The 26,566-nt window shown below is 36.9% G+C and carries 24 protein-coding genes and 3 pseudogenes; 10 read left to right on the forward strand and 17 right to left on the reverse strand.

Going from position 1 to position 26,566, the window contains the following annotated elements:
• The first annotated feature begins 2 nt into the window (after positions 1 to 2).
• Complete coding sequence (locus tag AP75_RS08345) at positions 3 to 824, forward strand: flavin reductase family protein (protein ID WP_031503391.1); 822 nt, start codon at positions 3 to 5, stop codon at positions 822 to 824.
• A 36-nt stretch (positions 825 to 860) separates the two neighbouring features.
• Here AP75_RS08345 and AP75_RS08350 read toward each other — a convergent pair whose 3' ends face one another.
• The 6 genes and pseudogenes from AP75_RS08350 to AP75_RS08370 form a co-directional block, all read right to left on the reverse strand.
• Positions 861 to 1,688 (reverse strand): TerC family protein, encoded by an 828-nt coding sequence (locus tag AP75_RS08350; RefSeq protein ID WP_088264252.1) that lies wholly within the window; start codon positions 1,686 to 1,688, stop codon positions 861 to 863.
• A gap of 108 nt (positions 1,689 to 1,796) precedes the next feature.
• Complete coding sequence (locus tag AP75_RS08355) at positions 1,797 to 3,878, reverse strand: M13 family metallopeptidase (RefSeq protein WP_031503388.1); 2,082 nt, start codon at positions 3,876 to 3,878, stop codon at positions 1,797 to 1,799.
• A gap of 156 nt (positions 3,879 to 4,034) precedes the next feature.
• Positions 4,035 to 4,142 (reverse strand): annotated as a pseudogene (locus AP75_RS14850) (hypothetical protein); the annotation flags it as partial.
• A gap of 166 nt (positions 4,143 to 4,308) precedes the next feature.
• Positions 4,309 to 4,971 (reverse strand): head GIN domain-containing protein, encoded by a 663-nt coding sequence (locus tag AP75_RS08360; RefSeq protein WP_031503387.1) that lies wholly within the window; start codon positions 4,969 to 4,971, stop codon positions 4,309 to 4,311.
• A 71-nt stretch (positions 4,972 to 5,042) separates the two neighbouring features.
• Entirely contained in the window at positions 5,043 to 6,296 is a 1,254-nt protein-coding gene (locus tag AP75_RS08365; RefSeq protein ID WP_031503385.1) for a CinA family nicotinamide mononucleotide deamidase-related protein, read from the reverse strand.
• Between the two features lie 80 nt (positions 6,297 to 6,376).
• Positions 6,377 to 7,582 carry an NAD(P)/FAD-dependent oxidoreductase gene (locus AP75_RS08370; protein WP_088264254.1) on the reverse strand — a complete coding sequence of 402 codons (1,206 nt, stop codon included), beginning with the start codon at positions 7,580 to 7,582 and terminating at the stop codon, positions 6,377 to 6,379.
• 234 nt (positions 7,583 to 7,816) lie between these two features.
• Between AP75_RS08370 and AP75_RS08375 the strand changes: the two genes are divergently transcribed.
• Positions 7,817 to 8,296 (forward strand): Dps family protein, encoded by a 480-nt coding sequence (locus AP75_RS08375; RefSeq protein ID WP_088264256.1) that lies wholly within the window; start codon positions 7,817 to 7,819, stop codon positions 8,294 to 8,296.
• Positions 8,297 to 8,365: 69 nt separating this feature from the next.
• Here the strand turns inward: AP75_RS08375 and AP75_RS08380 are convergent, their stop codons facing one another.
• The 3 genes from AP75_RS08380 to AP75_RS08390 all read right to left on the reverse strand — a co-directional run bounded on the left by AP75_RS08380 (position 8,366) and on the right by AP75_RS08390 (position 10,855).
• Complete coding sequence (locus AP75_RS08380; RefSeq protein ID WP_088264258.1) at positions 8,366 to 9,202, reverse strand: dienelactone hydrolase family protein; 837 nt, start codon at positions 9,200 to 9,202, stop codon at positions 8,366 to 8,368.
• Between the two features lie 178 nt (positions 9,203 to 9,380).
• A complete protein-coding gene (gene lipA, locus AP75_RS08385; RefSeq protein WP_031503244.1) occupies positions 9,381 to 10,247 on the reverse strand; it encodes a lipoyl synthase in 867 nt (288 codons plus the stop codon).
• A gap of 50 nt (positions 10,248 to 10,297) precedes the next feature.
• Positions 10,298 to 10,855 (reverse strand): RNA polymerase sigma factor, encoded by a 558-nt coding sequence (locus tag AP75_RS08390; protein WP_031503242.1) that lies wholly within the window; start codon positions 10,853 to 10,855, stop codon positions 10,298 to 10,300.
• A 119-nt stretch (positions 10,856 to 10,974) separates the two neighbouring features.
• Between AP75_RS08390 and AP75_RS08395 the strand changes: the two genes are divergently transcribed.
• On the forward strand, positions 10,975 to 11,271 hold the full coding sequence (locus tag AP75_RS08395; protein WP_143755843.1) for a hypothetical protein: 297 nt from the start codon (positions 10,975 to 10,977) through the stop codon (positions 11,269 to 11,271).
• Positions 11,272 to 11,416: 145 nt separating this feature from the next.
• Positions 11,417 to 12,301 (forward strand): DUF72 domain-containing protein, encoded by an 885-nt coding sequence (locus tag AP75_RS08400; RefSeq protein ID WP_088264260.1) that lies wholly within the window; start codon positions 11,417 to 11,419, stop codon positions 12,299 to 12,301.
• Between the two features lie 68 nt (positions 12,302 to 12,369).
• Here AP75_RS08400 and AP75_RS08405 read toward each other — a convergent pair whose 3' ends face one another.
• Together AP75_RS08405 and AP75_RS08410 are read right to left on the reverse strand one after the other, a co-directional pair.
• On the reverse strand, positions 12,370 to 14,034 hold the full coding sequence (locus AP75_RS08405; RefSeq protein ID WP_317043841.1) for a ribonucleoside-diphosphate reductase subunit alpha: 1,665 nt from the start codon (positions 14,032 to 14,034) through the stop codon (positions 12,370 to 12,372).
• Between the two features lie 294 nt (positions 14,035 to 14,328).
• On the reverse strand, positions 14,329 to 15,303 hold the full coding sequence (locus AP75_RS08410) for a ribonucleotide-diphosphate reductase subunit beta (RefSeq protein ID WP_088264262.1): 975 nt from the start codon (positions 15,301 to 15,303) through the stop codon (positions 14,329 to 14,331).
• A 421-nt stretch (positions 15,304 to 15,724) separates the two neighbouring features.
• Between AP75_RS08410 and AP75_RS08415 the strand changes: the two genes are divergently transcribed.
• The 4 genes from AP75_RS08415 (at position 15,725) to AP75_RS08430 (ending at position 20,241) form a co-directional block, all read left to right on the forward strand.
• Positions 15,725 to 16,417 carry an ABC transporter ATP-binding protein gene (locus AP75_RS08415; RefSeq protein ID WP_088264264.1) on the forward strand — a complete coding sequence of 231 codons (693 nt, stop codon included), beginning with the start codon at positions 15,725 to 15,727 and terminating at the stop codon, positions 16,415 to 16,417.
• A 15-nt stretch (positions 16,418 to 16,432) separates the two neighbouring features.
• A complete protein-coding gene (locus AP75_RS08420; RefSeq protein ID WP_031503236.1) occupies positions 16,433 to 17,662 on the forward strand; it encodes an ABC transporter permease in 1,230 nt (409 codons plus the stop codon).
• Positions 17,663 to 17,689: 27 nt separating this feature from the next.
• A complete protein-coding gene (locus AP75_RS08425) occupies positions 17,690 to 18,958 on the forward strand; it encodes an ABC transporter permease (protein ID WP_088264266.1) in 1,269 nt (422 codons plus the stop codon).
• A gap of 86 nt (positions 18,959 to 19,044) precedes the next feature.
• Positions 19,045 to 20,241, forward strand: a complete 1,197-nt coding sequence (locus AP75_RS08430; RefSeq protein ID WP_185116476.1) for an efflux RND transporter periplasmic adaptor subunit — start codon at positions 19,045 to 19,047, stop codon at positions 20,239 to 20,241.
• A 45-nt stretch (positions 20,242 to 20,286) separates the two neighbouring features.
• Here the strand turns inward: AP75_RS08430 and AP75_RS08435 are convergent, their stop codons facing one another.
• From AP75_RS08435 to lptB, 5 genes and pseudogenes are all read right to left on the reverse strand, one after another.
• Positions 20,287 to 20,883 (reverse strand): hypothetical protein, encoded by a 597-nt coding sequence (locus AP75_RS08435; RefSeq protein WP_088264270.1) that lies wholly within the window; start codon positions 20,881 to 20,883, stop codon positions 20,287 to 20,289.
• Between the two features lie 96 nt (positions 20,884 to 20,979).
• Entirely contained in the window at positions 20,980 to 21,627 is a 648-nt protein-coding gene (locus tag AP75_RS08440; protein ID WP_031504766.1) for an HD domain-containing protein, read from the reverse strand.
• Positions 21,628 to 21,634: 7 nt separating this feature from the next.
• Positions 21,635 to 22,210, reverse strand: a complete 576-nt coding sequence (locus AP75_RS08445; protein WP_088264272.1) for a hypothetical protein — start codon at positions 22,208 to 22,210, stop codon at positions 21,635 to 21,637.
• A gap of 31 nt (positions 22,211 to 22,241) precedes the next feature.
• Positions 22,242 to 23,966 carry an ABC transporter ATP-binding protein gene (locus AP75_RS08450; protein ID WP_088264278.1) on the reverse strand — a complete coding sequence of 575 codons (1,725 nt, stop codon included), beginning with the start codon at positions 23,964 to 23,966 and terminating at the stop codon, positions 22,242 to 22,244.
• A 465-nt stretch (positions 23,967 to 24,431) separates the two neighbouring features.
• A pseudogene (gene lptB, locus AP75_RS08455) lies at positions 24,432 to 25,157 on the reverse strand (LPS export ABC transporter ATP-binding protein); the annotation flags it as partial.
• 163 nt (positions 25,158 to 25,320) lie between these two features.
• Between lptB and AP75_RS08460 the strand changes: the two are divergent.
• Complete coding sequence (locus AP75_RS08460) at positions 25,321 to 25,812, forward strand: RNA polymerase sigma factor (RefSeq protein WP_031501816.1); 492 nt, start codon at positions 25,321 to 25,323, stop codon at positions 25,810 to 25,812.
• Positions 25,805 to 26,344, forward strand: a complete 540-nt coding sequence (locus tag AP75_RS08465) for a hypothetical protein (RefSeq protein ID WP_051872535.1) — start codon at positions 25,805 to 25,807, stop codon at positions 26,342 to 26,344. Before AP75_RS08460 ends, AP75_RS08465 begins: the two co-directional genes overlap by 8 nt.
• Here the strand turns inward: AP75_RS08465 and AP75_RS14280 are convergent.
• Positions 26,341 to 26,566 (reverse strand): annotated as a pseudogene (locus AP75_RS14280) (hypothetical protein); the annotation flags it as partial. The gene AP75_RS08465 and the pseudogene AP75_RS14280 overlap by 4 nt on opposite strands.

The raw sequence follows: 26,566 nt of genomic DNA on the forward strand, positions 1-26,566 counted from the left end.
TCATGAAAACAATTTCACCAAAGGATTTAAACAATCGTCAATTGCAAACCCTTCTACAGACGGCAATTGCACCACGACCAATTGCCCTTGCATCTACTATTGACGCAGAAGGAAATGTGAATTTAAGCCCGTTCAGTTTTTTTAATCTTTTTAGTTCTAATCCACCGGTGGTGATTTTTTCTCCGTCACGAAGAGTTCGAGACAATACCACCAAACATACTTTAGAAAACGTTTTGGAAGTTCCGGAAGTCGTGATTGGGATTGTGAATCATCAAATTGTACAACAAATTTCGCTTGCATCTACCGAATACGAAAAAAGCGTAAATGAGTTTGTAAAATCGGGTCTTACAATGAAAGATGCAGAATTAATCCGACCAAAACTTATCGAAGAATGCCCTATAAATTTCGAATGTAAAGTATTAGAACTAAAACATTTAGGAACAGAAGGAGGAGCCGGAAATTTAGTAATTTGCGAAATCATTAAAATTCATCTTCACGAAAAATACTTGAATGATGAAGGCAATTTAGACCAAATAAAACTCGATTTGGTGGCGAGATTAGGTGGAAATTGGTACGCCAGAAACAATGAAAGCAATTTATTTGAAGTTCCGAAACCGTTAGTAACTAAAGGAATCGGTTTTGATTTGTTGCCGAACGAAATCAAATACAGCAAAATTTTCACAGGAAACGATTTGGGAATGCTTGCCAACATTGAAAAATTGCCGGGAGGAAATTTTACCGATAATGAAATTCTGCATCAAGAAGCTCAACAATTGCTTCAGCAAAACAACATTGAAAAAGCTTGGGAAACCTTGATATTGTAAACAAAAAAAAGAGTGAATAAATTCACTCTTTTTTTATTACTCGTTTTCTTCTTTTAGACTTAAATCCTTGTTTAAATCCGGGTTTAGTTTCAGGTATTTCTTCTTCTGATTGTTCCGGAATTTGATGTTGAGCATTTCTACCACCAAACTAAATGCAAGACAAGAATAAATGATGTTTTTGCTCACATGTTGGTGAATTCCTTCCGCAACCAACATCACACCGATTACGACCAAGAAAGAAAGCGCCAACATCTGCAAACTCGGATATTTGTTGATAATTGCAGAAATTGGTCCCGCAAAAGCCATCATAATTCCGATAGAGATAATTACCGCGATAATCATCAGTAAAACACTATCAACCAATCCAATAGCTGTAAGAATAGAATCCAGAGAGAACACCATATCAATCAGGATAATTTGAAAAACCACCATCGCCATCAGTGTGGACGCGCCGGATTTTGGTTTTGGAGCATCATCGTGCCCTTGCATTTTTCCGTGAATTTCGAAAGTACTTTTTCCGATAAGGAAAATACCTCCGGCAAGAAGAATGATATCTTTCCAACTTAGAGAAAGTGGCAATTCCGATCCAGGTTCATTGAACCAAGGTAATGTGATAACAGCTTCTTTCAAACCGATGATCCAGTTGATCATCAACAAAAGTCCGATTCGGAAAATCATCGCAAATGCTAAACCGAGATTTCTGGCAAAACGCTGTTTTTCTTTGGGTAATTTGTCGGAAATGATTGAAATAAAAATAATATTGTCTACTCCCAAAACAATTTCGAGGAAGGTAAGTGTAAGCAAACTGATCCAGATTTGAGGATCTGCAAAATTGGGTAAATCTATTACTGAAAGGAATTCCATTGATTATATAAATTTCAACAAAAATAGCAATTAAATACTATATTGAATGTTAATTTTACGAGTTTTAATAAAAAAAAATCACCCAAAAAATTGAGTGATTTTTTGTGATTACCAGATTTTAATTCTTTCTTCTGGAGCTTTATAGAGTTTGTCTCCTGGTTTTACGTCAAATGCTTTGTAGAAGGCATCATGATTAACCAACGGCCCGAAACTTCTGAAATACCCCGGCGAATGCGGATCGGTTTTGACCTGATTGGTCATATATTGCTCAGTAGATTTTGTACGCCAAACCGTAGCCCAACTCATGAAAAATCTTTGATCTTGATTGAAACCACTGATTAAACCTGGATTTCCATGATCTTTCAAATACATTTGCAACGCGGTATAAGCTACTGCAACACCGCCCAAGTCGCCGATATTTTCACCGCTGGTGAATTTTCCGTTCACGAAACTGCCTTTTACTGGCTCATATTGATCATATTGAGCTGCCAAAGCTCCCACTTTCGCATCGAAATTTTTTCTGTCAGCTTCCGTCCACCAATTGTTGAGGTTTCCATCACCGTCAAATCGCGAACCAGAATCATCGAAACCATGGGAAATTTCGTGCCCGATTACTGCGCCAATTCCACCGAAATTTACCGCTGGATCAGCTTTGAAGTTGAAAAATGGCGGTTGCAAAATAGCTGCAGGGAAAACGATTTCGTTGTTGGAACCGCTGTAATAGGCGTTTACTGTTTGAGGCGACATTCCCCATTCCGTTTTATCAACAGGTTTTCCTACCTTGTCCAAGTTTTTCGCATATTGCCATTCGCTTACTTTCATCAGGTTCCCGTAGTATGTTCCGCCATCTTTTGGAGCGGTGAGCTGCAGTTTAGAATAATCTTTCCACTGATCAGGATAAGCAATTTTCACACTGAATTTCGCGAGCTTTTCCTGCGCTTTTGTTTTTGTAACATCCGACATCCAATCGAGGTTATCAATATGCTGTTTGAAAGCTTTTTTCAGGTAATCGATATAAGTTTCCATCTGCTCCTTTGCACCAGCTGGGAAATATTTTTCTACGTAAAGTTTACCAAAAGCTTCGCCCAAAGTGCCGTTTATTACACTTAAAGCTCTTTTATCCATAGAGCGTTGTTCTTTTTGTCCTTGAAGATATTTGGAGTAGAAATTGAAATTGATATCATCCAACTTTTTATCAAGATTGGTTGCGTTTCCGGCAATCATTCTAGCTTTCATGTATTCTATAATTAAAGGCAGTGTGCGCGCATTCATCCAAGAATCCATGTTTTGATAATATTTCAATTCGCTTACAATCACTTTATCGGTCTTCACTCCTGCTGCAGAAAGATATCCTTTCAGATCGATATTCTTCACCAGTCCAGGAAGTTCTGCTACTGTTTTCGGGTTATAGCGCAAATTTGCATCCCGGTTTTGCTCGTTTGTTAAAAGATCATTCGCAAGACGTTTTTCGAAAGCAACTACTCGTTGAGCGGTTTGATCAGCTTTTGTGTCGCCTAAAACAGTGAATAGTTGAGCCACATAATTTTTATATTCATTTAAAGTTTTCGTGTTGGCTTCATTTTCTTTTTGATAATAATCTCTTCCTAATCCCAAACTAGGTCCTCCAAAATAAACCGCATTCATCTTAGAGTTTTTCATATCAGAACCTACGCGCCAAGCATAAAAAGGGTTATCTCCGGTTTTTGTGGCATCAATTAAATATTTCTGCAATTCTGCAATCGTTTTGATTTGATCAATTTTAGCCAAATCTGATTTGATAGGGTTGATTCCATCCGCATTTCTTTTATCCCAATCCATGAAAGTTCCGTAAAGTGCTTGGATTTTCTGACCTTCAGAACCTTGAGCAAAATTATCGGATAAAATTTTATTTAAAATTTCCAAAGAAGCAACATCCACATCTTCACGAAGTGCATTAAAACTTCCCCAACTCGATTTGTCTGACGGAATTTCCGCAGTTTTGATCCAATTGCCGTTCACATAATTAAAGAAATCGTCCTGTGGACGCACCGAAGTGTCCATAAATGCAAGATTAAGACCTTCTTCTTTTGCAGTTGCCGGTGTGGTTTGCGTTTCAGGAGCAGTTGTAGATTGTGCTGTATTCTTACTCGAACATGAACTGAGAAAAACGATTCCTGAAAATGCAAGAATACTTATTGAAATTTTTTTCATTAGATAAAATTTAGAATTGATCATTAAATAGTCGCTTCGCAAAGCGATTTGTTACCTCTTTGTCTAAAAATAAAAATATATTTTAAACCCTGCAAATAAAAAATCACCCGGAGAATTTCACAAGGTGATTTGTATACAATATTTTCGAATCTTTCTTTACCAGATTTTAATTCTTTCTTCCGGTTTTTTGTAATGTTTATCACCTTCTTTCACATAAAATGCTTTGTAGAAAGCGTCGGTATTCACCAAAGGTCCAAACGCGCGGTTTTGCGGTGCATGAATTTAATGCAATGATTCCTGCAAAAGCAAGCACGGTTATGTTGATTTTTTTCATTGATGAAATATGATTTATCGTTTAGTCTGAAAGAAATTTTAAATGTTACATTTTCTTAATAAAAAAACCATCCTTGAAAAAGAATGGTTTCTGGTTTTATTTGAAATTTATTTTTCCGCCAATCACATTTTTTACTTTTCGATCGTCTGGATCTCCGTATATATCAATGATTCCACCAGCGCGAGTGGTTGCTTTTACGGAATCTTTAACATATACTTCAGCAAAGCCACCTGCATTCGCAGTAACACTGGTGTTTTTCGAAACTGCATTTTGTCCGTAATATTTCCCTCCGGAATTCACTACAATATCCTGATTATCGGCTTTTCCAGAAACTTTCACTTCGCCGCCAGAGTTTGTTTTCACATTCAATTTTTCTGCATCTACATTCATATCGATTTTCGAACCTTCATTTGAGGTTAGCGAAAGCATGCTGGTTTCCATTTCATCGGTTGAAGTAATCGTTGAACCCTGACTTGCTTGAATATCATTGATTTTTTGGTAATATACTTTAACTGAAATTGTTCCGCCTTGAAGGATTTTTGCCGGCGATAATTTAATTTTTAGTTCACCATTTTTGTTAATGGTTTCTACGTCCGCATCTTCTGTTTCGGTTTCCACTTTGTTTTCGTTGGATGGAATGAGCGTGATGTTAAGCTTATTGTAAACCTTCAGCGAAGTGAATGAACCTACATTTCTAACGGATTGTGCAAATGATAACTGAAATGCCAGAATCAAAAAACTTCCTAATACTTTCTTCATAATGATATTGATTTTTTCTTTTATGTAAACGTTTTCTCTATTATTTTATTTCTTTTCAATCTTTATAATAATCACCTAATTTCTTTCACCAAAATCTCCACTAAATCCTGCAAAACTCGTTGAGAAACAAAATTTGCAAAATCATTTCGCTCTAAATGAGGAAGAAAAAGCCGATTGGTTTTCTCAAAATCCCTCACTCGAATAGAATAGAAAACAACCCCAATTTCATTATTAAATTCATCAGAGTTTGGTCCTGAAACCCCTGTCGTCGAAACCGAAATATCGGTTCCGAACAATTTTTGGCAACCCAAAGTCATTTCCTGAGCTACTTCTTTGGAAACCACCGTTTTTTCCGAAATCGTTTCCGCGGAAACACCTAGAATTTTTATCTTTTGATGATAATCGTAAGGGACAATTCCTCCCTGAAAATACTTCGAACTTCCGGAAACCGAAGTAATCAATCGCGCGAGTTCGCCTCCGGTACAGCTTTCGGCAGTAGATATGGTGAGATTTTTTTTCGTTAATATTTCTTTTAAAATTTCCTGAATTTCATTACCATTCCATGAAATTACTTTTTCTTCAATTAATGGTCGAAGTTTTTCAACCTCTTTATCTAATTGATTTTCCACAATCTGAAAATCATCTCCAACCCCTGTTAATCTCAATTTCACACGATTTCCAATTGGCAAATAGGACAAAGAAATATTTTCGGGAAGCGCCAATTCCCAATTTTCAATCGTAAGCGAAAGCAAACTCTCCGGAAAATCAACCACCGAAATAATGCGTGAAACGATGTATTGCAACGCAAAATGCTCTTTTAAATAAGGAATAATTTTGTTCTGAATCAGCGGTTTCACTTCATAAGGAACTCCGGGCAGGCAAATTGCAATTTTATCATCTTTGCTAATCATTTGGCAAGGTGCGGTTCCATTTTCGTTTTGAAAAATCTGTGCTTTCGAAAGTACAACTGCTTGATTCTTATTGATTTCCAACAAATGTTCGCGTTTTCTTTTAATCATTAATTTTCTGAGATGCTCGAAAGTTTCTTCATCCAGCTTCAATTCATCTTCAAAAAATTCCGCAAACGCAATTTTCGTTTTATCATCTTTGGTCGGACCCAAACCACCGGTTGTTATCACGAGAGTCCCAATTTCAAAAGCTGATTTCAAAGCTGTTTTAATGGTTTCAACATCATCTGAAATCGTGAAAATCTGTTGAACTGCAATTCCAATATTTTTAAGTTGAGCTGCGATATAATTGGAGTTTGTATCTACGGTATTTCCGGACAAAATTTCGTCGCCAATGGTGATGAGAACTGCTTTCATATAAAGGTTTGAGATGTAAATTTACTAAAATTGAAAGGAACACTACCTCGTCAACCAATATTTAATTTCTCTTTTGTATTTTATCTTCCAAATTTAAAAAACTCGGTGAGCGGATGTTTTTTATTTTTCATAAATGCAGACACCATCGCCATTCCCGTTACCGAAAAAGTGATTCCGTTGCCCCCAAAACCTAGTACAAAATAGGAATTCTTGAATTTCCGGTGTTCCCCGATGTACGGAAGTCCGTCTTTTGTTTCACCGAAAGTTCCTGCCCAAGTAAAATCGGTGTAAAATTGATGTTCCGGAAGTAATTTTTTCAAGGTTTTCAGAATTTCTTTTTCTTTTTTTACTATCATTCTATCGCGTTTTTCGGGATCCTGAAAATCTTCATCTCCTCCACCGATCAGTAATCTCCCATCGTCGGTTGTTCTCATATATAGATAGGGCTCATCGGTATTCCAGAAGAGTGTTTTGTTTAAATTTTTGATGTTTTCCTTATCAATTTCCGAAACTGCTGCGAAAGTGCTTTTCAATTGGACAAAATTTTCTTTTATTAAATTTTTACTTTCATAACCGTTGCAATAAACAATCTTTTTAGTTTTAATTTTCACTTCATTACTGGTCATCACTTCATTAAATCCCTCATGATATTTCACGGATTTCAATTCGGTTCTATCGTAAATTTTGAGTCCTTTTTTAAGGTTAAAAGCCAAAAGTTCGTGCGCTAAAATGAATGCATCGATACTCGCACCTTTATCTGATAAAATGCCGCCAAAAGTATTCTTCAGTCCATATTTTTTTTGGATTTCATCAGAATCAATCCATTTTACATTAAAACCGGCAGAATTTCTCGCGTCGAATTCCTTTTTTAGCCATGCAACATCTTGCTTTTTAGAAGCGAAATACAGCGATTTTTTTCTTTGAAAACCTGCTTTGGATTTTATTTTTTTCGAAAGGTTTTCCAGGATATCAATCGAATCAGAACAAGCTTGATAACTTTTCACCGCGCCATCTTTTCCAATCATTTCCGATAATTCGTAAAGCGGAATATCGATTTCATATTGCAACATCGAAGTGGTTGCAGAAGTGCTTCCGTTTGCAATTTCACGTTTATCGATGAGGATTGTTTTGTAACCGTCTGCAATCATTTGGTGCGCCATCAAACTTCCGGTAATTCCGCCTCCGACGATTAACACATCACAATTTTCGTCAGACTTCAAAGAAGGAAAAGAATTTAAAATTCCGTTTTTCACCAACCAAAAAGGTACATTCGATTTCAGATCCATAGATTTAATTTTTGTCAGACCTATCAAAATCTGAGCCTTAATTTTTTAAATATTAATTAAAAAAAAATGAATTTTCCTTTTATTATAGATTTAAGAAAAAATTAACACTGAAACAGGCTTTCTACTGCATCATTGGTTTAAAATTTGTTATGTAAAGAACACCGCATCGACCATTCCCTTGCTCGATGCATTTCATCTTAAATATCATTCAATAACATTAAAAAAAATATTATTATGAAACCAGACTTAGGAATTACAGACAAAAATTTGACTTCAGTAAATGACCTTCTAAACCATGTATTGGCTGATGGAAACGTACTTTACATCAAGTTGAGAAAATTCCATTGGAATCTTTCAGGAGATAATTTCATGGAACTGCACAAATTATTCGAAGAACAGTACGATGCTGTTGCGGAAGCGATTGACGAAGTTGCGGAAAGAATCAGCACTTTGGGCGGAGTTGCAGTAGGAACAACTTCTGAGTTTGCAGAATTATCACTATTGATTGAAAATCCAGGAAAAATCCCAACCAACCAGGAAATGATTAAGGAATTGGTAGCTGATCACGAAACTATTGTGAAAGCTTTGCGTAAACATGTTGACGATACGGAGGAAAAATATAAAGATAAAGGTACTTCCGATTTCTTGACCGGCCTTATGCAACAACACGAAAAAATGGCTTGGAAACTGAGAAAATATTTCAAAGGATCGTAGAAAGTTTTTGATATTTAAATAAATCTCCGGCGCAACTTCATTGCGCCGGAGATTTTTATCAGAAAAAATTTACTTCAAAACTCCCGCTAGAAAAGTTTTCATTTCCTGCCAGGATTTTTCATCAGCTTCTTTATTGTAGGCAATCGGAAGATTAAATTTCTTTCCTGTTGCAGTTGCATCCGGATTGGTAAAGGCATGCAGCGCATTCGGATAATCTATAAATTTATAATCGATTTTTGCACTGTCCATTTCTTTGTTGAAGGCTGCAATTTCTTCTTTCGGAACAAAGTTATCCGCAGCACCGTTCAGGACGAGATACTTTACTTTATTATTTTTAGGGCGTATTCCTGTCTTCAGATTTCCGTGGAAACTTACGACTCCTTTGAAATCGCTGGAAAGCCTGGCCATATTCAGCGCCTGCGCACCTCCAAAGCAATAACCGATAATGGCCATTCTGCTGTAATCAGACTTTTCAGCTAAAATCACCTGGTGTTTTGCTGCATCAAACATTCTGCGGGCATCCACAGGAATATTATAAAAATGTGAAGAAAGTTGCTGCGCTTCTTCGGGAGTTTCAACTACTTTCTGGTCACCATAATAATCGACACCCACTGCGTAATAACCCAATTCGGCAAGCTGTTTCACACGGTTTTTTACATAATCATTTAGTCCCCACCATTCCGGCAGTACGAAAACTACAGGCAATTTTCCTTCAATATCAGGATTGTAAGCTGCAAAAGAGCGGTGAGTAACACCGTTGATCTCGGTTTTCAATTCTTCAGTTTTAATATTACCGCTTACATTTTCTGCGGTTGTTGTATTTTCTTTTTCAGAAGCAGTTTTCTCTTTACAGGAAGCGGCGGAAAACAAGATCGAAAGCGAAACGGTGAGTAATAAAAGTTTCATAATAATATTTTATTTAAATGTAAAGAAAATATTTTGAACAAGTATCTGCTGACTATTTAAAAATGAGAAATTGTAACCTTGGGATTTTTTTATGCCTGCAAAACTTTTGGTAAAAAAATAGAAAACATACCGGAATGGTGTGTTTTATTTTTAGTTTTCAGTTAATTACTATTGCTAATTAATGAATATGTTTTTCCGCATGATATGAACTTCTTACCAGCGGCGAACTTTCTACATGTCGAAATCCTAAACTTCTGGCAAAATCACCAAACTCACTGAATTCTTCCGGAGTGATAAATTTCTTTACCGGCAGATGTTTTTTTGTAGGCTGCAGGTATTGTCCGATCGTAATGACGTCAACATTCGCATTTCTGATATCTTCGATGGTTTGGAAAACCTCATCTCTTTCTTCGCCTAATCCGAGCATTAATCCTGTTTTGGTGCGGTTTTGTCCCGCTTCTTTCATGTAACGCAATACTTCCAGACTTCTTTCGTATTTCGCCTGAATTCTCACTTCGCGCGTCAATCTTTTTACGGTCTCCATGTTGTGGGAAATCACTTCAGGAGCTACATCAACCAATCGGTCGATATGTTTTGTGATCCCTTGAAAATCCGGAATTAAAGTTTCCATCGTAGTTCCCGGTGAAATTCTTCGCACCGCGTTTACCGTTTCTGCCCAAAGAATTGAACCCATATCTTTCAGATCATCCCGATCAACAGATGTGAGTACGGCATGTTTTATTTTCATCAATTTGATAGATCGGGCTACTTTTTCAGGTTCATCCCAATTTACATCCAGTGGTTTTCCGGTTTTCACGCCACAGAATCCGCAACTTCTGGTACAAATATTACCTAAAATCATGAAGGTTGCAGTACCTTCACCCCAACATTCGCCCATATTCGGGCAACTTCCGCTTTGGCAAATGGTGTTGAGTTTATATTTATCCACCAAACTGCGAAGTTCGCGGTAGTTTTTCCCGGTCGGGAGTTTTACGCGGATCCATTTGGGTTTTTGGTTTGGGCTTTCTATTGTGGTTTCGTTCATCTTTTTCTTTAAAATAAAGCACAAATTTACAAATTAAGAAATTGGTTTCATCAATCCTCAAACTCATTGTTTTTCAATAATTCCGAGAGCACTTTTTTAGCGCGCATGATTCTCACTTTCGTGTTCGAAATGGTGAGACCGAGTTCGTCGGCAATTTCTTTAATACTTTTCTCTTCAAAAAATCGTAGTCTAATGATTTCTTGGTAGTTAAAATCCAGACTTTCAATGATGTTTAAAATTTGCTTATGATCTTCTTCTGAAATCAAAAGTTCTTCCGGCGAACGCGCAAACTGGTTTTTGAAATCATCAAAATTGTCGGTAGAATCTTCGTTTTCACGGTTTTTCTTGCGCCAATAATCGATTACTGTATTTTGAGCAATGGTCAAAATCCACGTTTTAAACTGAAAATTAGGATCGTAAAGATCTAATTTTGCTAAAACTTTAGAGAAAACAGAAACGGTAATCTCGTCTGCAACATTCTCATCCTGAACTTTTTTCATCACAAAACTGAAAACATCCACCCAAAAATAATTGATGAGCTTGGTTTGCGATTTTTGATTTTTGTTTTTCGCTAAAATAATCAGCGATAAAAGTTCGTTTTTATCCATCAGAACGACAAAGATAATAAATTTTACTCCGTTGAATATAGAAAAAAACGAGCGAATAGGTTTGAAACACAGAGATTCTCAGCGAAAATCCGTATCTTGCAATGCTATAAATGTTTACTATGAAAGCGAAAAAAAAATATAAAAAACAGCTCCTTGTTTTACTAAAAGAACTTGCAATTTCCGAGTATGTTTCTCTGGAAACAATGACTAATCTGATGCTTTTGAAAGAAATGAAAAAAAACAACATCTCTTTCAAAAAAGGCGATACATTCTCTTTTGAAGATAATATCTTCGATTACAGCGAAGACAAAAATGTGAGAAAAATCGCAAAACTTCGCAAAAAAATGATCAAAACGATCAATAAATTGGTTGATAAAAATAAATTTACCGATAAAGAGATTGAGTTTTTAGCTTAATTTCAATTGCCCCAAAAAAAGACTCACGTCTCCAGAAAAATAATCTGCAAATGTGAGTCTTTTTTTTATATTACTTTAAATATAAGGATATTTTGGATCACGTACATTTTAAGTAAATTTACCGTAATATTTTACTTTTAAAATTATGAATTTCGGAAAAGTCGATGACCCGACCACTGTAGATTTTTCTTTGCCAAAAGATCATCCCAAAACGGCCCAAATTTTACGAAAAACCACATCAAAAAACCTGGAAATTTGTGTTGGTGCTGCACAATGGAACAAAACCAATATGAAAGGATTTTATCCGAAAGGCATTAAGGATGAACTCACGTATTATGCCACTCAATTTAATTCAATAGAGCTGAACGCCACGTTTTACAGAATGCCCAGTCCCGAGCAAGTACAAACCTGGAAAGAAAAAACGCCTGCTGATTTTAAATTTTTCCCAAAAATAACCAATACCGTTTCACATTATCGAAGGTTAATAAATATTACCGATGCAGTTACTCAATTTGCTACTGCTGTTATCAATTTTGAGGAAAAATTAGGAATGGTTTTCCTTCAACTGCACGATAATTTCAAACCGAAAGATTACGACAGGCTTGAAAAATTCGTGAAAGATTGGCCAAGAGAAATTCCGCTTGCAATAGAACTTAGAAATGATGAGTGGTTCAGTTATGAAGTTGCTTTTAATAATATTTGCGACCTTTTCGAGGAATTCAAAATCACCAATATTATCGTGGATACTGCGGGAAGAAGAGATATGCTTCACATGAGATTGACGACTCCGGTAGCATTTGTTCGATTCGTCAGTGCAAATACTAATATTGATTACCACCGGCTCGATGATTGGTTGGAACGCATCAAAACTTGGAAAGAAGAAGGCTTGGAAAAACTGTATTTTTTTGTTCATCAAAAAATCGAACCGTCTTCTCCTCTTTTATCTGCCTATTTCATTGAAAATTTGAATAAGGAGTTTGGAACGTCCATCCACATTCCGGAAATGGCTGAAGTAAAAATGAAATTTTAAGAATAATGTCTTGTCAAAAAAAAAGCCGCAGAAATTCTGTGGCTTTTTTTAGTATTGATTATTTTAGTTTATGCTTCGCAAGAAGAGCAAGTCACGAAATTGACCATTAATTCTTTTGAAACAGATGAACTTCTTTGGTAATACAAGGTTTTCACACCTTTTTTCCATGCTTCAATGTAAAGATAATTCACGTCTTTCACTGGCATTGTCGATGGAATTTGCAGGTTCAAAGATTGCGCTTGATCGATGTATTGCTGTCTTTGTGCGGCTTGCGAAATAATTTCCATCGGAGAAATCTCTCTGAATGTTTTGAAAACTGCTTTTTCCTCATCGGTAAGTTCTGTTAAATGCTGTACAGAACCGTGATTCAACATGATCGTTCTCCAGGTTTCTTCGTTGTCGATTCCTTTTTCCTGAAGCAACTTTGCAAGATATTTATTTTTACGCATAAAGTTTCCTTTCGCCAAACCAGCTTTGTAATAATTGGACGCAAACGGCTCAATTCCCGGTGAAGTTTGCCCTAAAATAGCAGAACTTGAAGTCGTTGGAGCAATTGCCATCGTGGTGGTATTTCGCATTCCGTAACCTTTCAAAATTTCCGGTTCGCCGTAGATATTTGCTAATTCCTGGGAAGCTTGCAAAGATTGTTCTTTGATTTGTCTGAAAGCTCTTGCATTAAACTGAGTTGCCTCGAAACTTTCAAAAGGAATCATGTTTTTCTGAAGGTAAGAATGGTATCCTAGAACTCCCAAACCTAGCGCTCTGTGACGCATTGCGAAATTTCTAGCTCCGGTTAAGTAATAATTTCCTTCCGTTTTTTCGATGAATTCAGACAATACCGCATCCAAGAAATAAATCGCAAGTTTCACAGCATTGGTATCTTTCCATTCGTCATACAATTCAAGATTCATGGAAGACAAGCAGCAAATAAAAGATTCTTCCGCATTAGACGGCAACATGATTTCCGAACACAAATTACTCGCATTAATCGGCAATCCAAGGTCTTTATATACTTGCGGCTTATTTCTATTCACATTATCTGTAAACAAAATATATGGCAAACCTTTTTGCTGACGACTTTCGAGAACTCGCGCCCAGATTTTACGTTTCTCCATATCTCCATCGATCATATCCTGCATCCAATAATCTGGAACACAAATACCTGTAAAGAGGTTCTGAATCGGACTTCCGATATCTTTGATCGACAAAAATTCTTCGATATCACCGTGGTCAATATCCAAATACGCAGCGAAAGCCCCACGACGTACTCCGCCTTGCGAAACCACATCCATCGCGGTATCATAAAGTTTCATGAACGAAACCGCTCCGGAAGATTTTCCGTTGTCAGTTACCGCGGTTCCACGATTTCTTAGTTCACCAAAATAACCGGAAGTTCCACCACCGATTTTGGTTTGCATGATTACTTCGCCCAATTTATGCGTGATTCCCTCGATATTATCTGGAACGTGTACATTAAAACAAGAAATTGGCAAACCTCTTTGCGTTCCCATATTGGCCCAAACCGGCGATGAAAAACTGATCCAACCTTTGGTAATCATTTCTTCAAAAGCGGGTTGTAGCTCAGGTTTGTATAATCTTTTTGCAGCAGCAGTGGTGATTCTTTCAATGGCGCCTTTTACAGTTTCGCCTTTCAAAAGATAACCGCGGTTCAGCATTTGCTCCGACTCTTCGTTGAGCCACCAGATGTTTGTATTTTCTTCCATGTATTGTATGCTTTTGGGCAGTTGGCTTTAAGCTTTCTGCATAATTATATTTATATTTTTTAGGAGCAACCGGTTTTTCGCATTCTCAGAAAACCCGTCCCGCTTTCCGCTGTATCTTTTGCTTCACTGCGTTACGCAAAAGGATGCCGCTGCAATCGGGGCTAAAACGTTCTGTCTTTTCTCTTTCGAGGCAGAACTAGATTTTGGCTAAAGCCAATTGCAATTTTTTTTTAAAAACGGGCTAAAGCCCGTTAATAATGCTATTTGCTGTAATTGGCGCTCGCTTCGCTCGCGCCACTCAACTTAAAACAAATCGTTCTCCGTAATACTCTTGTCGTGCTTGGTATAATCAACCGGTCTTTTTGCGAAGAAATCGTCCATTGAATTGGCGAAAACTTCCTCTTCAAACCACACCATTGGTCGGTATTGTTCCGGGGTAATATTGTATCGGGGTTTCATGTTGATTTTCTTTAAACTATCATCAACACGATATTTCATGAAATTGAGAAGATCTTCTTTTGAGACATTATCAATTTCTCCCATTTCGAAAATCCAAGAGAGAATATCACCTTCTCTTTCGATAGATTCCTCTACCAAAGTATAAATATCTTCGATGTCGCTATCTGTCAAAAGATCCGGTTGCTCTTCACGGATTTTGTTGATTAAATAAATCCCTGCATTGGCGTGAATTTGCTCATCTACAGATGTCCATGCAATAATATTGGATACGTTTTTCATATACCCTTTAAATCTTGTAAAAGATAAAATGATGGCAAATTGTGAAAAAAGAGAAACGTTTTCAACCAAAATACTAAACAACAAAAGAGCAGAAACATACTCTTTCGGAGTTGCTGAATTAGCGTGTTTCAGGGCATTTCCTAAAAATTCGATTCTACCTTTTACGGCAGGAGTTTCAATCACGTTGATAAATTCTTCGTTATATCCCAAAACCTCCAAAAGTCTGGAATAAGCTTCGGAATGCCGAAATTCGCATTCGGCGAAAGTAGCTCCCAAACCATTAAGTTCAGGTTTTGGTAGGTGATGATAGAGGTTTCCCCAGAAGGTTTTCACATTGACCTCAATCTGTGCAATGGCAAGAAGAGCATTTTTTACCGCGTTTTTTTCATGTGGTTCCAACTGAGAGTGGAAATCTTGGATATCTGCGGTGAAATCAACCTCAGAATGCACCCAAAAAGATTTATTAATAGCTTCTACGAATTGCAAAACCTCCGGATATTCGAACGGTTTATAGCTTACTCTTTTGTCAAAAATTCCCATATCGTAATTGTATTAAAAAAAATTAAATCCAAGATCATTGTGGAAAAAGTATTATTTATTGTAATTAATTGATTTTCATTTAATTAAACTGTAAGATAATCCCCAATTTTTTCCTTAGATTTCAGAAATGTGAGTCACAAAAATAGAAAAACGAAGCAGATCTGGAAAGGTCTTCGTATTAAATCTCTGACTGTAAGCTATAAAAGTTTTCCACAATCACACAGACCTTGCGCTGTTATTGATTTTCACAACTTCAATGCTCGCAAACAAGCTATTTCCGCTAAATAATATTAAACAAAACCCATCAACCGTATTAAATAAAGCGGAAAGAAATTAAACACCCAAATAAAAAAAAGAAATCGACTGTTGTAACAAACAATTCGTTATTGATACTTATCTTTAAACTAAATTCCATCACCGCATGTTAGTAATAAAAGACTTACATAAATCATACGATACCGGAAAGAGCAAATTACACGTTCTGAAGGGGATTAATCTTACCATCAACGAGGGCGAGTTTGTCTCGATTATGGGAAGTTCCGGCTCCGGAAAATCTACACTTCTCAACATCATCGGGATTTTGGATGAAAAAGATTCCGGGATTTATGAACTCGACGGAATTCCAATTGAAGATCTTTCCGAAATAAAAGCTGCGGAATACCGAAGTAAGTTTCTGGGATTTATTTTTCAATCTTTCAACTTAATCGGTTACAAAACCGCTTTAGAAAACGTCGCGCTTCCGCTCTATTACCAAAATGTAGCACGAAAAGAACGCAATCAAAAAGCTTTAGAATATTTGGAAAAAGTAGGATTGGCGGAATGGGCAACTCACCTTCCGAACGAACTTTCTGGTGGACAAAAACAACGTGTAGCCATTGCGAGAGCATTAATTACCAACCCAAAAGTAATTCTTGCCGATGAACCAACCGGTGCACTGGATTCCAAAACGACTTACGATATTATGAAACTCCTCCAGGAAATCAACGAAGAAGGAAAAACCATCATCATTGTAACCCACGAACCTGATGTTGCCGCCGAAACCAAAAGAAATGTGATTCTGAAAGACGGATTGATTGAAAGCGACGAATACATCACGCAAAGAGTTTTGTCTTAATTCTAAATAAAAAATATGTTTGATCTGGACCGTTGGAGAGAAATTTTTGAATCCATTCGCAGCAATATTTTGCGAACGGTTTTATCGGGCTTCACAGTCGCGCTAGGTCTTTTCATTTTCATTGTACTCTTCGGAATTGGAACCGGGCTTAAAAATGCCTTTACAGAAGGTTTTACAAGAGATGCAGCCAATTTAATTACCATTTTCACCGGAAAAACCTCCATCGCTTACGGTGGATTACAATCGGATCGGCAAATCGTTCTAAAAAATGATGATTACGAACAGGTAAAAGAATCTGAACCATCAAAACTAGAAAATTCTACTGCAAGATATTCCACCAATATGACCGTGAAATATGGTAAAGAAAGCGGCAGTTACCAAATCAGCGGCGCTAATCCTGAAGAAAAAATCATCGAAAACAGAAACCTCACCGAAGGTAGATATCTGAACGCGATGGATATGGAACGCAAGCAAAACGTAGCCGTAATCGGACGAATGGTACAGCGGGATTTAATAAAAAACGGAAGTCCAATTGGGAAAGAATTAGATATCAACGGAAGTTTTTTCAAAGTTGTCGGCGTTTTTTCTGACGACGGCGGCGATTGGGACGAAAGAATGATCACCGTTCCCATCACTACTTTGCAACAAATGAAAAAAGGTTCGGATACGGTGAGTACCATTTTCATCACCTACGACTCGAAAATGTCGCCTGATGAAGCCATAAAATATGGTGATCAGATTCAGAAAGAACTCAAAGCAAAAAATAAAGTCTCCCCCGAGGACGAAAATGGAATTATTGTAAGAAATAATGCTAAAAATATGGGCGATACGATTCAGTTTTTGTTCATCATAACGCTGATTGTCGGTTTTATCGGGATGGGAACATTACTCGCAGGAATCATCGGAATCAGCAACATCATGGTGTACATCGTGAAGGAAAGAACCCAAGAAATTGGTGTACGAAAAGCCATCGGTGCAAAACCGAGCAGTATTGTAGGATTAATCATGCAGGAAAGCGTGGTAATAACAGTGATTTCTGGGTTTGTAGGAGTTGGATTAGGCGTTTTATCATTATCCTTAATTGGCGACAATTTAGAAAAATATTTCATCAAAGATCCATCGGTTGGTTGGGGATTAATCCTGGCCGCATTTATCAGTTTAGTGATTTCGGGGCTCATTGCAGGCTTTGTACCTGCGTATCGCGCGAGTCGAATTAAACCTATTGAAGCCCTAAGATCGGAATAAATAAAAGACCAAAAAATTATCAACCAAATGAACATCATTTTTAATATAGATACTTGGCAAGAAATTTATCATTCCCTTCGGAATAATAAGTTGCGTACCTTTCTTACCATGATTGGTGTAGGTTGGGGAATGTTCTTGTTTGTGGCGCTTTTGGGAGCTGCAAAAGGTATGGAAAACGGCTTTGATAAAGTATTTTCGGGGTTTGCGACCAATTCTATTTTTCTTTGGGCTCAAAACACCACCATTCCTTATGATGGATTTCCAAAAGGAAGAAAAATGGATCTGCATTTGAGCGATATGGAAATGCTTACCAAGAAAATTCCGCAAATCGATTATATTTCTCCGCAAAACGCAAGAGGAAATTTCGGAACACCAGGTGAAAGTTTCTCTAGAAATGGAAAAAAAGCAACCTACACCCTCACCGGAGATTATCCGATCGGAAATAAAATTTCGCAGAAAAAACTCATTTACGGGAGGTACCTCAATGACGCGGATGTATCTGCAAACAAGAACGTCATCGTCATTGGCGAAGAGATTTATAAAAACTTTTTCGATGCCAAAAAGAACGAAAACCCGCTAGGAAAATCAGTCAATGTAAAAGGTATTTTCTTTAATGTAATTGGCGTTTTCCGGGTGAAAAAAGGTGGCGGAATGGAGAACGACCAATCTGCATTTATACCACTTTCCACCTTTACCAAAATGTATAATGACGGCGATAAAGTAGGATTTTTTGCGATTGTAAGTAAACCTGACGCCGATCTCAATACGGTGGAAGAAGGCGTAAAAACAACCCTTAAGAAAAAATATAATGTTTCGCCAGAAGATACAAACGCTTTCGGAAGTTTTAATCTTGGGAAAGAATTCAAAAAACTCACCGGATTTTTGACCGGAATGCAACTTTTAACCATCGTAGTGGGAACTTTAACGATTTTGGCCGGAATAATCGCTATTTCTAACATATTATTAATCACCGTAAAAGAAAGAACAAAAGAAATTGGAATTCGACGTGCTTTGGGAGCTAAACCCGCGGAGGTAAGAAATCAAATTCTCTTGGAAAGTGTTGTAATCACCTTGGCTTCCGGACTTCTGGGATTTGTTTTGGGAATTTTCTTATTAATGATTCTTAATTTTTTAACCAAAGATCAAGATACTTTTCCATTCTACAACCCAACGGTAAATTATGGCGAAGTTTTCGGAGCGATGGCGGTGATGGTCATTTTGGGATTAATTATTGGTATGATTCCCGCACAGCGAGCCGTGCGAATTCGTCCAATAGAGGCTTTGCGAAGCGAGTAATTTAGAAAGAAAAGCAGCATCGCAAATGATTTATTGGAAGTTATTTGCCTTTAAAAAATATTATAAAAAAGAAATAAACTATTCACATGAAAAAGAAATTCACTTTAAAAAAAGCAATTTATATCGTTCTGGGATTACTCCTCGCTGCTGCTTTAATTTCGGGAATCAGCTATTTGGTTTCCTCTAACAGCAAAGAAAGCGAGATGTTTCTTACCAAAAAACCAGTGGTGCAAAACATGGACGATAAAGTAATGGCAACCGGCGACATCGTTCCTCGCGAGGAAATCGAAATCAAACCGAATATGTCGGGAATTATCGATAAAATTTTGGTGGATGAAGGAGATCAAGTAACTGCAGGACAATTGGTTGCAACGATAAGAATTGTTCCGAGTGTTCAGAACGTAAATTCCGCTCAGCAGGAAATCAACAATGCTAATTTGCAGATTAGCAATGCGAGAATGAACATGCAAAACCAGCAAAAACAATTTGCTATGCAACAAAGTTTGTACAACCAAGGCGTTATTTCTAAGCAAGAATTCATCACCGCTCAACAACAATTGCAATCTACGCAACAAGCCTTGAAAAACGCAACACAGCAGCTGCAAACCGCAAAGAAAAACCTTCAAATTGCCAGAACTGGCGCTACACCTGAACTGGCAAGTCTCGCTACCACACAAATTCGCTCAAAAGCAACAGGAACCGTGTTGGAAGTTCCTGTGAAAGTGGGAAGCCAGGTTATTGAGGCAAACTCTTTCAACGCCGGAACCACAATTTGCTCCATTGCAGATTTGAATTCCCTGATTTTCCAAGGAACCATCGATGAAGCACAAGCCGGAAAATTAAAAGAAGGCATGGAAATGAACGTAATTATCGGAGCTTTGCAAAACAAAACTTTTCCAGGAAGAGTAACCATGATTGCGCCGAAAGGAAAAGATGAAAACGGAACCATCAAATTCCCCATCGAGGGAGATGTTTTCAACAAAACCAATGAATATATCCGCGCAGGATTTTCTGCTAACGGTGAAATTATCTTGAGTTCACAGAAAAATGCTTTGCTTTTGGATGAATCTCTAATTCAATATGAAAAAGTAAATGGTAAGGACAATCCTTTTGTAGAAGTGAAACAACCCGACGGAAAATTCAAGAAAGTAAACGTGAAACTCGGTGCAAGCGACGGAATCAACGTGCAAATCCTTTCCGGAATCAACAAAGATTCTGAAGTAAAAGTTTGGAATCCTTCCGACAAAGACAAGGAAGCTTTGAAAGAACAAAAAGGAAAATAACATAAAAATTTCAACAAAAAATCCTGTCTTTCGGCAGGATTTTTTTTATTTTGAACGTCTCAATAAAAGAATAATATTAAGGAATAACAGAAGCAAATCTAAGGTAAACCAAATTGCAGTTTTCATGTTTTCCGACTTCAAAACCTCAATTTGTGTCTGGGCAATTTCTGAAAGTTTCTGGCTTTGGTTGATGTAATTTCGAATCTCGATAATTTGATCTTCATTTTTATTGGGAACCGCATGTTGCGAAAAATAAACCATATTTTTTCTTCCCATAAAACCCGCAACCCAAAACTGATCGGAATTCTTCATATCCAAATATTCGATCCGGTAATAATCGGTTCGAATGCTACCAGATCTTGTTGTAACATATTTTTCCGCTGAATTTTTATCATTATTAACCTTTACGATATAAAAATCCAAAGGAAAAGGCAAAGTATTGATGAGCTGAACCGTGAGCGAATCTTTCCGAAACTGATTGATGCTTTTCGTTACAAAATAATAACTGAAAACGGATATAGAAATTATGACTACCGTAATTCGGAAAATGGTAGCGGCAATACGGAATCTTCCTTTTTTAAAAATGGAAAAAACCAATCCCAAACAAAGCGCGATAAAAAGCAGAAAAAATAAATAAAACATGGGTAAAGATAAAGAAAATTACAAAGTGAATATTTCCTAAAAACCAAGATTTTTCAACAAAAAATCAGTACAAAAGCAAGGTTAGATGTTCGAAAATCATTCAGTAACATTCCATTCTTTGTAGAATCGCTCGAGGAATTTCAGCATAAAATCATGTCTTTCAGCAGCAATTTTTTTTGCAGAATTGGTATTCAATAAATCTTTCAAAAGCAGCAATTTTTCATAAAAATGATTTACCGTTGTTCCTTCATTTTTTTTGTATTCTTCCTTCGACATATTCAGTTTCGGTGGAATTTCCGGATGATACATCAAATTATTTTTAAACCCTCCGAAGTTGAACGTTCTGGCAATTCCTATCGCTCCAATTGCATCAAGGCGATCCGCATCTTGAACAATCTGCAACTCAATCGGCGGATTTTCGGGACTTTCTCCGCGGTTTTTAAAAGAGATATTTTTAATGATAAATAAAACTTGCTCCACGACATCTGGTGAAACCTTCAGCGAGTTCATCCATTCCTCGGAAATTTTCAATGCTAAAGTTTCATCACCATTATGAAATTTAGGATCAGCAATATCATGCAACAATGCTGCAAGTTCCACTACTTCACTATTTCCGCCTTCTGTTTCTGCTATTTTCCGGGATAGTTTCCACACTCTTTCGATGTGAAACCAATCGTGACCAGCTTCTGCACCTTCCAATGTTTCCTTCACAAATGCGATGGTTTTCTGAATAATTTCCGTCATTTTTCTATTATTTTTTCACTTCTACAAACTGATAAACCATCTGCGTTTTCGGATTATAAATCACCGTACTCACGTTCGGGAAGCGTTTTATTTTGTAAAATTCGATATTTTGATCGCTTTTAAGATCTTCGAAAAACTGAGTTTCGATGGTATTCGCAGGAAGAAATTTCTCAAAAAACATCATCTTCTCGATAATCGAAGAACCATCGACTTTTTGAAATTGCTTTTCCGACTTCGATTCATCGGTTGTGGGTTGTTCAACCAAAGATTTTAGTAACGCCTCTTTGTCGGCGGTTTTATATTTAAAAACATAAAATGGAGAGCCGTTTGGAAACGATAATTTTCGCCCTTTCACTTGTTCCAAAGTCAAATTTTGTTGATTCGGGAACACGCTATCAAATTCTACGGTTTGAGCATTCACTAATTTGTTCAGCTGTGCGTCGACAGTTTCCTGAATGGTTTCGTTAGCTTTTTGTTGTGCCTTTTCTTTTGCAATGGTCACGGTTTGGTTTACGGTTTCTTCGATTTTATTACAAGAAACGAGTGCAAAAGTTGAAACAGCAACGAGAAATATTTTTTTCATAATTAAATGGTATCAGAAAATTAAAATGATCTTAACTTCGGTAAGAACTCACCAATTTATCAAGGTTTAAACTTCTTGCGGAAGCATCGAAAATCTCGCGGTAAGTACCATGGAAACTGATTAATTCATCGTGGGTTCCGCTTTCTACGACTTCGCCTTTTTTCATCACATAAATCCGGTCCGAATCTAATATCTGAGAAAGCGAATGCGAGATAATCACCACTGTTCTGCCTTTTTTAATGGCATCGAGAGAGTTTTTGATTTGTTCGGTCGCGATTGCGTCGAGACTTGCTGTGGGTTCATCCAAGAAAATAATGGGTGGATTTTTCAGAAATAATCTGGCGATGGCGATTCTTTGCTGCTGTCCACCGGAAAGCTGCGTTGCATCGTGCTGATATTTTTCCGGAAGATCGAGAATTTGATCATGAAGATAAGCTTTTTTTGCAGCAATTTCTATTTCTTCGAAAGTCGCGTTCATATCACCATACCGGATATTGTCTTCAATACTTCCCTGGAAAATATGATTTTTTTGCAAAACCAAACCAATATCATCGCGCAAAAAAGTATTTTCATACTCGTTCAAATTCACCTCATCCAATAGGATTTCACCGGAATCCGGAAGATAAAATTTACAAAGTAAATTAATGATTGTTGATTTCCCAGCACCGCTTAATCCGACTAAAGCGGTAGTTTTTCCTTCTTCAATCAGCATCGAAACATTGTTCAGTGCTTTGGTTCCGTTCGGATAAGTAAAATCGACATTCTTCAATTCAAACCTTCCCTGGATTTTTTCTTTTACAAAATTCCCGTTGGGTTCTTTTTCTGTATCAGCATTGAGAATATCGAAATATCCTTCGGCATAAATCATTGCATCATTCATATCATCATAAATCCTGTGCAATTGGCGAATTGGCGCAGAAACATTATTAAACAAAAGAATATGTAGCATGATTGCACCGATTGTCATTTGCTGATCGAGTACCAAATAAACGGTTAACAAAATAATCAAAACCACGCCAAATTGCTCGATGAAAGTTTTCAAACCATCATAAATAAAGTTGGTTCTTCTTGTAAACAACTGACTTTCCATTAATTGCATTTGAAGATCAAATTGTTTTTTGCCTTCAAATTTTTCTCGCACAAAACTTTTAATCACCATAATTGAATTAATCAGGTTTAAAAGTCCCGAGGTTTTCTGTTCCCTCTGATTTCTGAGCGTTCGTCGAACTCCCGCCAATTTTTTAGCCTGCAAAGCACTTACGTAAAAATAAATGGGAACTACGATTGTTGAAACAATTCCTACATATATATTTTGCATATACATAATGATCAGCGCGATGATTGCATTGGAAAACAGCGGCAAAATATCGATGAAAAAGTTCTGAACTAATTTTGTTAGACTTTCAATTCCTCGGTCAATTCGGATTTGTAATTTCCCTGACTCATGGTTTTCGTCATTAAAATAGGCTACACGATACAACAAAATTTTATCGATAACCGATTGTGCCAAAACGCTGCTGGTATTAATTCGGATTTTTTCGCCATAAAATTTCTGCCCGAACTGAATGAAAATATTCAACAACTCCTTACCGAGCAATATCGCGGAAATCACCACCAACACATGGATTCCTTCCTGCATAGGATCGGTATGTTTGGTAAGTTCGGTGACTTCATCTACGGTATATTTCAGAACCAGCGGATTCACCTGAGCCATCAAAGCGCCCAAAAAAGTAAGAAAAAGCGTTCCGTAAATCATTAAACGATAAGGTTTAATGAAGGGAATCAATTGCTGATAAATGTGGTAAAGTGTGATGGTTCGGTTGAAAGGTTTTGCCATAATATCTGTCTGTAAAATATCTCATTTACAAAAAGTATGCTTTGAGCTTTACCCTTCGTAAGAAAAAGTCGTTAGATAATGAAGTTGTGACTTGCTAAGTTCTCTTGCATCCGCTTCGACTTGGTCTTTTTTATAAACTTCCGATATTTCTTTTTTCTGAAAAAGAAAAGAGTTATTAGCATTTTTGTCGATCACTTCATTAAAGATATATTCAATTTGCGAATTGGAAAGCGATGCAAAGCTGATATCTTCGAAACCATACATTACCCGGAGATTTTCGGCACCAGCAAAATTTTCGTTTACGAAATCCTGAAGTTGTTGTTTGGAATCGAAATTCCCTGCCCAAATATTGTAAACAAACGATTTTTTCTTTGGTTTATTGAGAATATCTTGGTACACAAAATTCTCTCCCAAGTATGCTTCTCTTACCAGCGGGTCGTTTGCTAAATCTTGCGGAAGACCTTCTTTCAGTATTCTTCCTTCGAACATAATGTACGTTTTATGAGTGATTGCGAGGGTTTGCTGCACATTGTGATCGGTGATTAGAATTCCGATATTTTTATCAACCAAACTCCTGACAATTTTCTGAATATCTTCAACCGCAATTGGATCTACACCGGCAAAAGGTTCATCTAAAAGAATAAAATTAGGACTTGTGGCAAGACAGCGCGCAATTTCGGTACGTCTTCTTTCCCCTCCGGAAAGTAAATCGCCGCGGTTTTTTCGAACGTGTTGCAAAGAAAATTCTTCAATCAGTTCGTCGCATTTCATTTGCTGTTCTCGTTTTGAAAGTTTGGTGAGCTGCAAAACGCCGAGAATATTATCCTCCACAGAAAGTTTACGAAAAACGGATGCTTCCTGCGCCAAATAACCGATTCCTTTCTGCGCACGGCGATACATGGCGTCATTGGTAATCTCCTGATTATCGAGGAAAATTTTCCCGGAAGTGGGCTTTACCAAACCTACAATCATGTAGAAAGAAGTTGTTTTACCGGCTCCGTTCGGACCTAAAAGCCCTACGATTTCACCTTGTGAAACTTCCACTGAAACGCCTTTTACGACTTTTTTCGGGCCGTATTCTTTAATTAAATTTTCTCCGCGTAGAATCATAAAGCAAATATAACAAAAATGCGGGAAGCGGAAGATTGTATCTTGTAAGTGTATACTAAAATTGAATGGTGGATTTTTGTCAGAAAAAGATTGGTTTTGTAGGCTAAAGTTAATCTTTGCGGGCAAAAAAATCATATATTCGCTACTTAATTCCGCATTGGCATTGAGCAAAGAACAAGAGTTTTCGAAACTAATAAAAGATAATCAGGGACTGATTATTAAGGTTTCGCGGCTTTATACCAATTCGCTGGAAGACGAACAGGATCTCTTTCAAGAAATTGTGTTACAACTTTGGCGCTCCTACGACTCATTCAAAGGACAATCGAAAATCTCAACATGGATGTATCGGGTTGCTTTGAATACAGCAATTACACTTTTCAGAAAAAAAACTAAATCACCACAAACCGACGAGTTGATGGATTTTCACCACAGTGATTTTGTGGAAGATGATGATGAAAAACAACAACAAATTTCATTGCTTTACAAAGTAGTGAAAATGTTGCCCAACATCGAAAGAGCAATTGTAATGATGTATCTGGACGATTTGCCGTATCGTGACATTGCAGAAAACTTGGGAATTACCGAAGTGAACGCGCGTGTGAAAATGAATAGATTGAAGAAAACCCTAAAACATTTAATGGAAAAACATGCCTGACTTTGATTTAGATAATTTCAAGAAAACTTGGCAGGAACAGAACATTCAGCCAAAATATAACAGCACTGAAATAGAAGCGATGCTGAACAAATCATCCAGAAACTATGTGAAATATATCCTCTGGATTTGTATTGCGGAATTCTCCGTGTTTTTCTGTTTGAATCTTTATTACGCTTTTATCGGGAACGACAACAATAGTTTTATCCGTATTATGGAAAAACTTGGCGTAAAAAATACAACAAGTCTGGAAAACGGTTTTTCAAATCTTTTTCTAAGCATGAAAATCATAAGTCTTGTCCTTACTGCTTTTTTTGTACTTAAATTTTTCCAAAATTACCGTAGAATTAATATTGAATCGAACCTTAAAAAACTTATTTTACAAATCATCAGTTTTAAAAAAACGGTTAATCTTTTTATATTAACCAATATCATTCTCATCATTTTATTTACGATTGTGCTTACCGCATTCACCTTTAAGATATTATCACAACAGAATATTCACCTCAACAATCCCACATTAGTCGTTCCTTAACAAAACCCACTATTTAATTTATATTTAAAAACAGGATTAGAAAACAGCATAATTTGTATCTTATAAAATAAGAAAATAATTTTCTGTTTCAGTAGTTCCATCATTTTCTTCATGTTCCAAGCGGTTGCAGCTAGTAATGCATTGATTTGTGGTCCCGTTTCTCCCATGAAGTAATTTTTTGCCAGCCTAAAATCGGTTTTTAAATGTCCGATGATAGGTTCT

The organism is Kaistella haifensis DSM 19056, from assembly GCF_000735695.2.
Classification (GTDB): Bacteria; Bacteroidota; Bacteroidia; order Flavobacteriales; family Weeksellaceae; genus Kaistella; species Kaistella haifensis.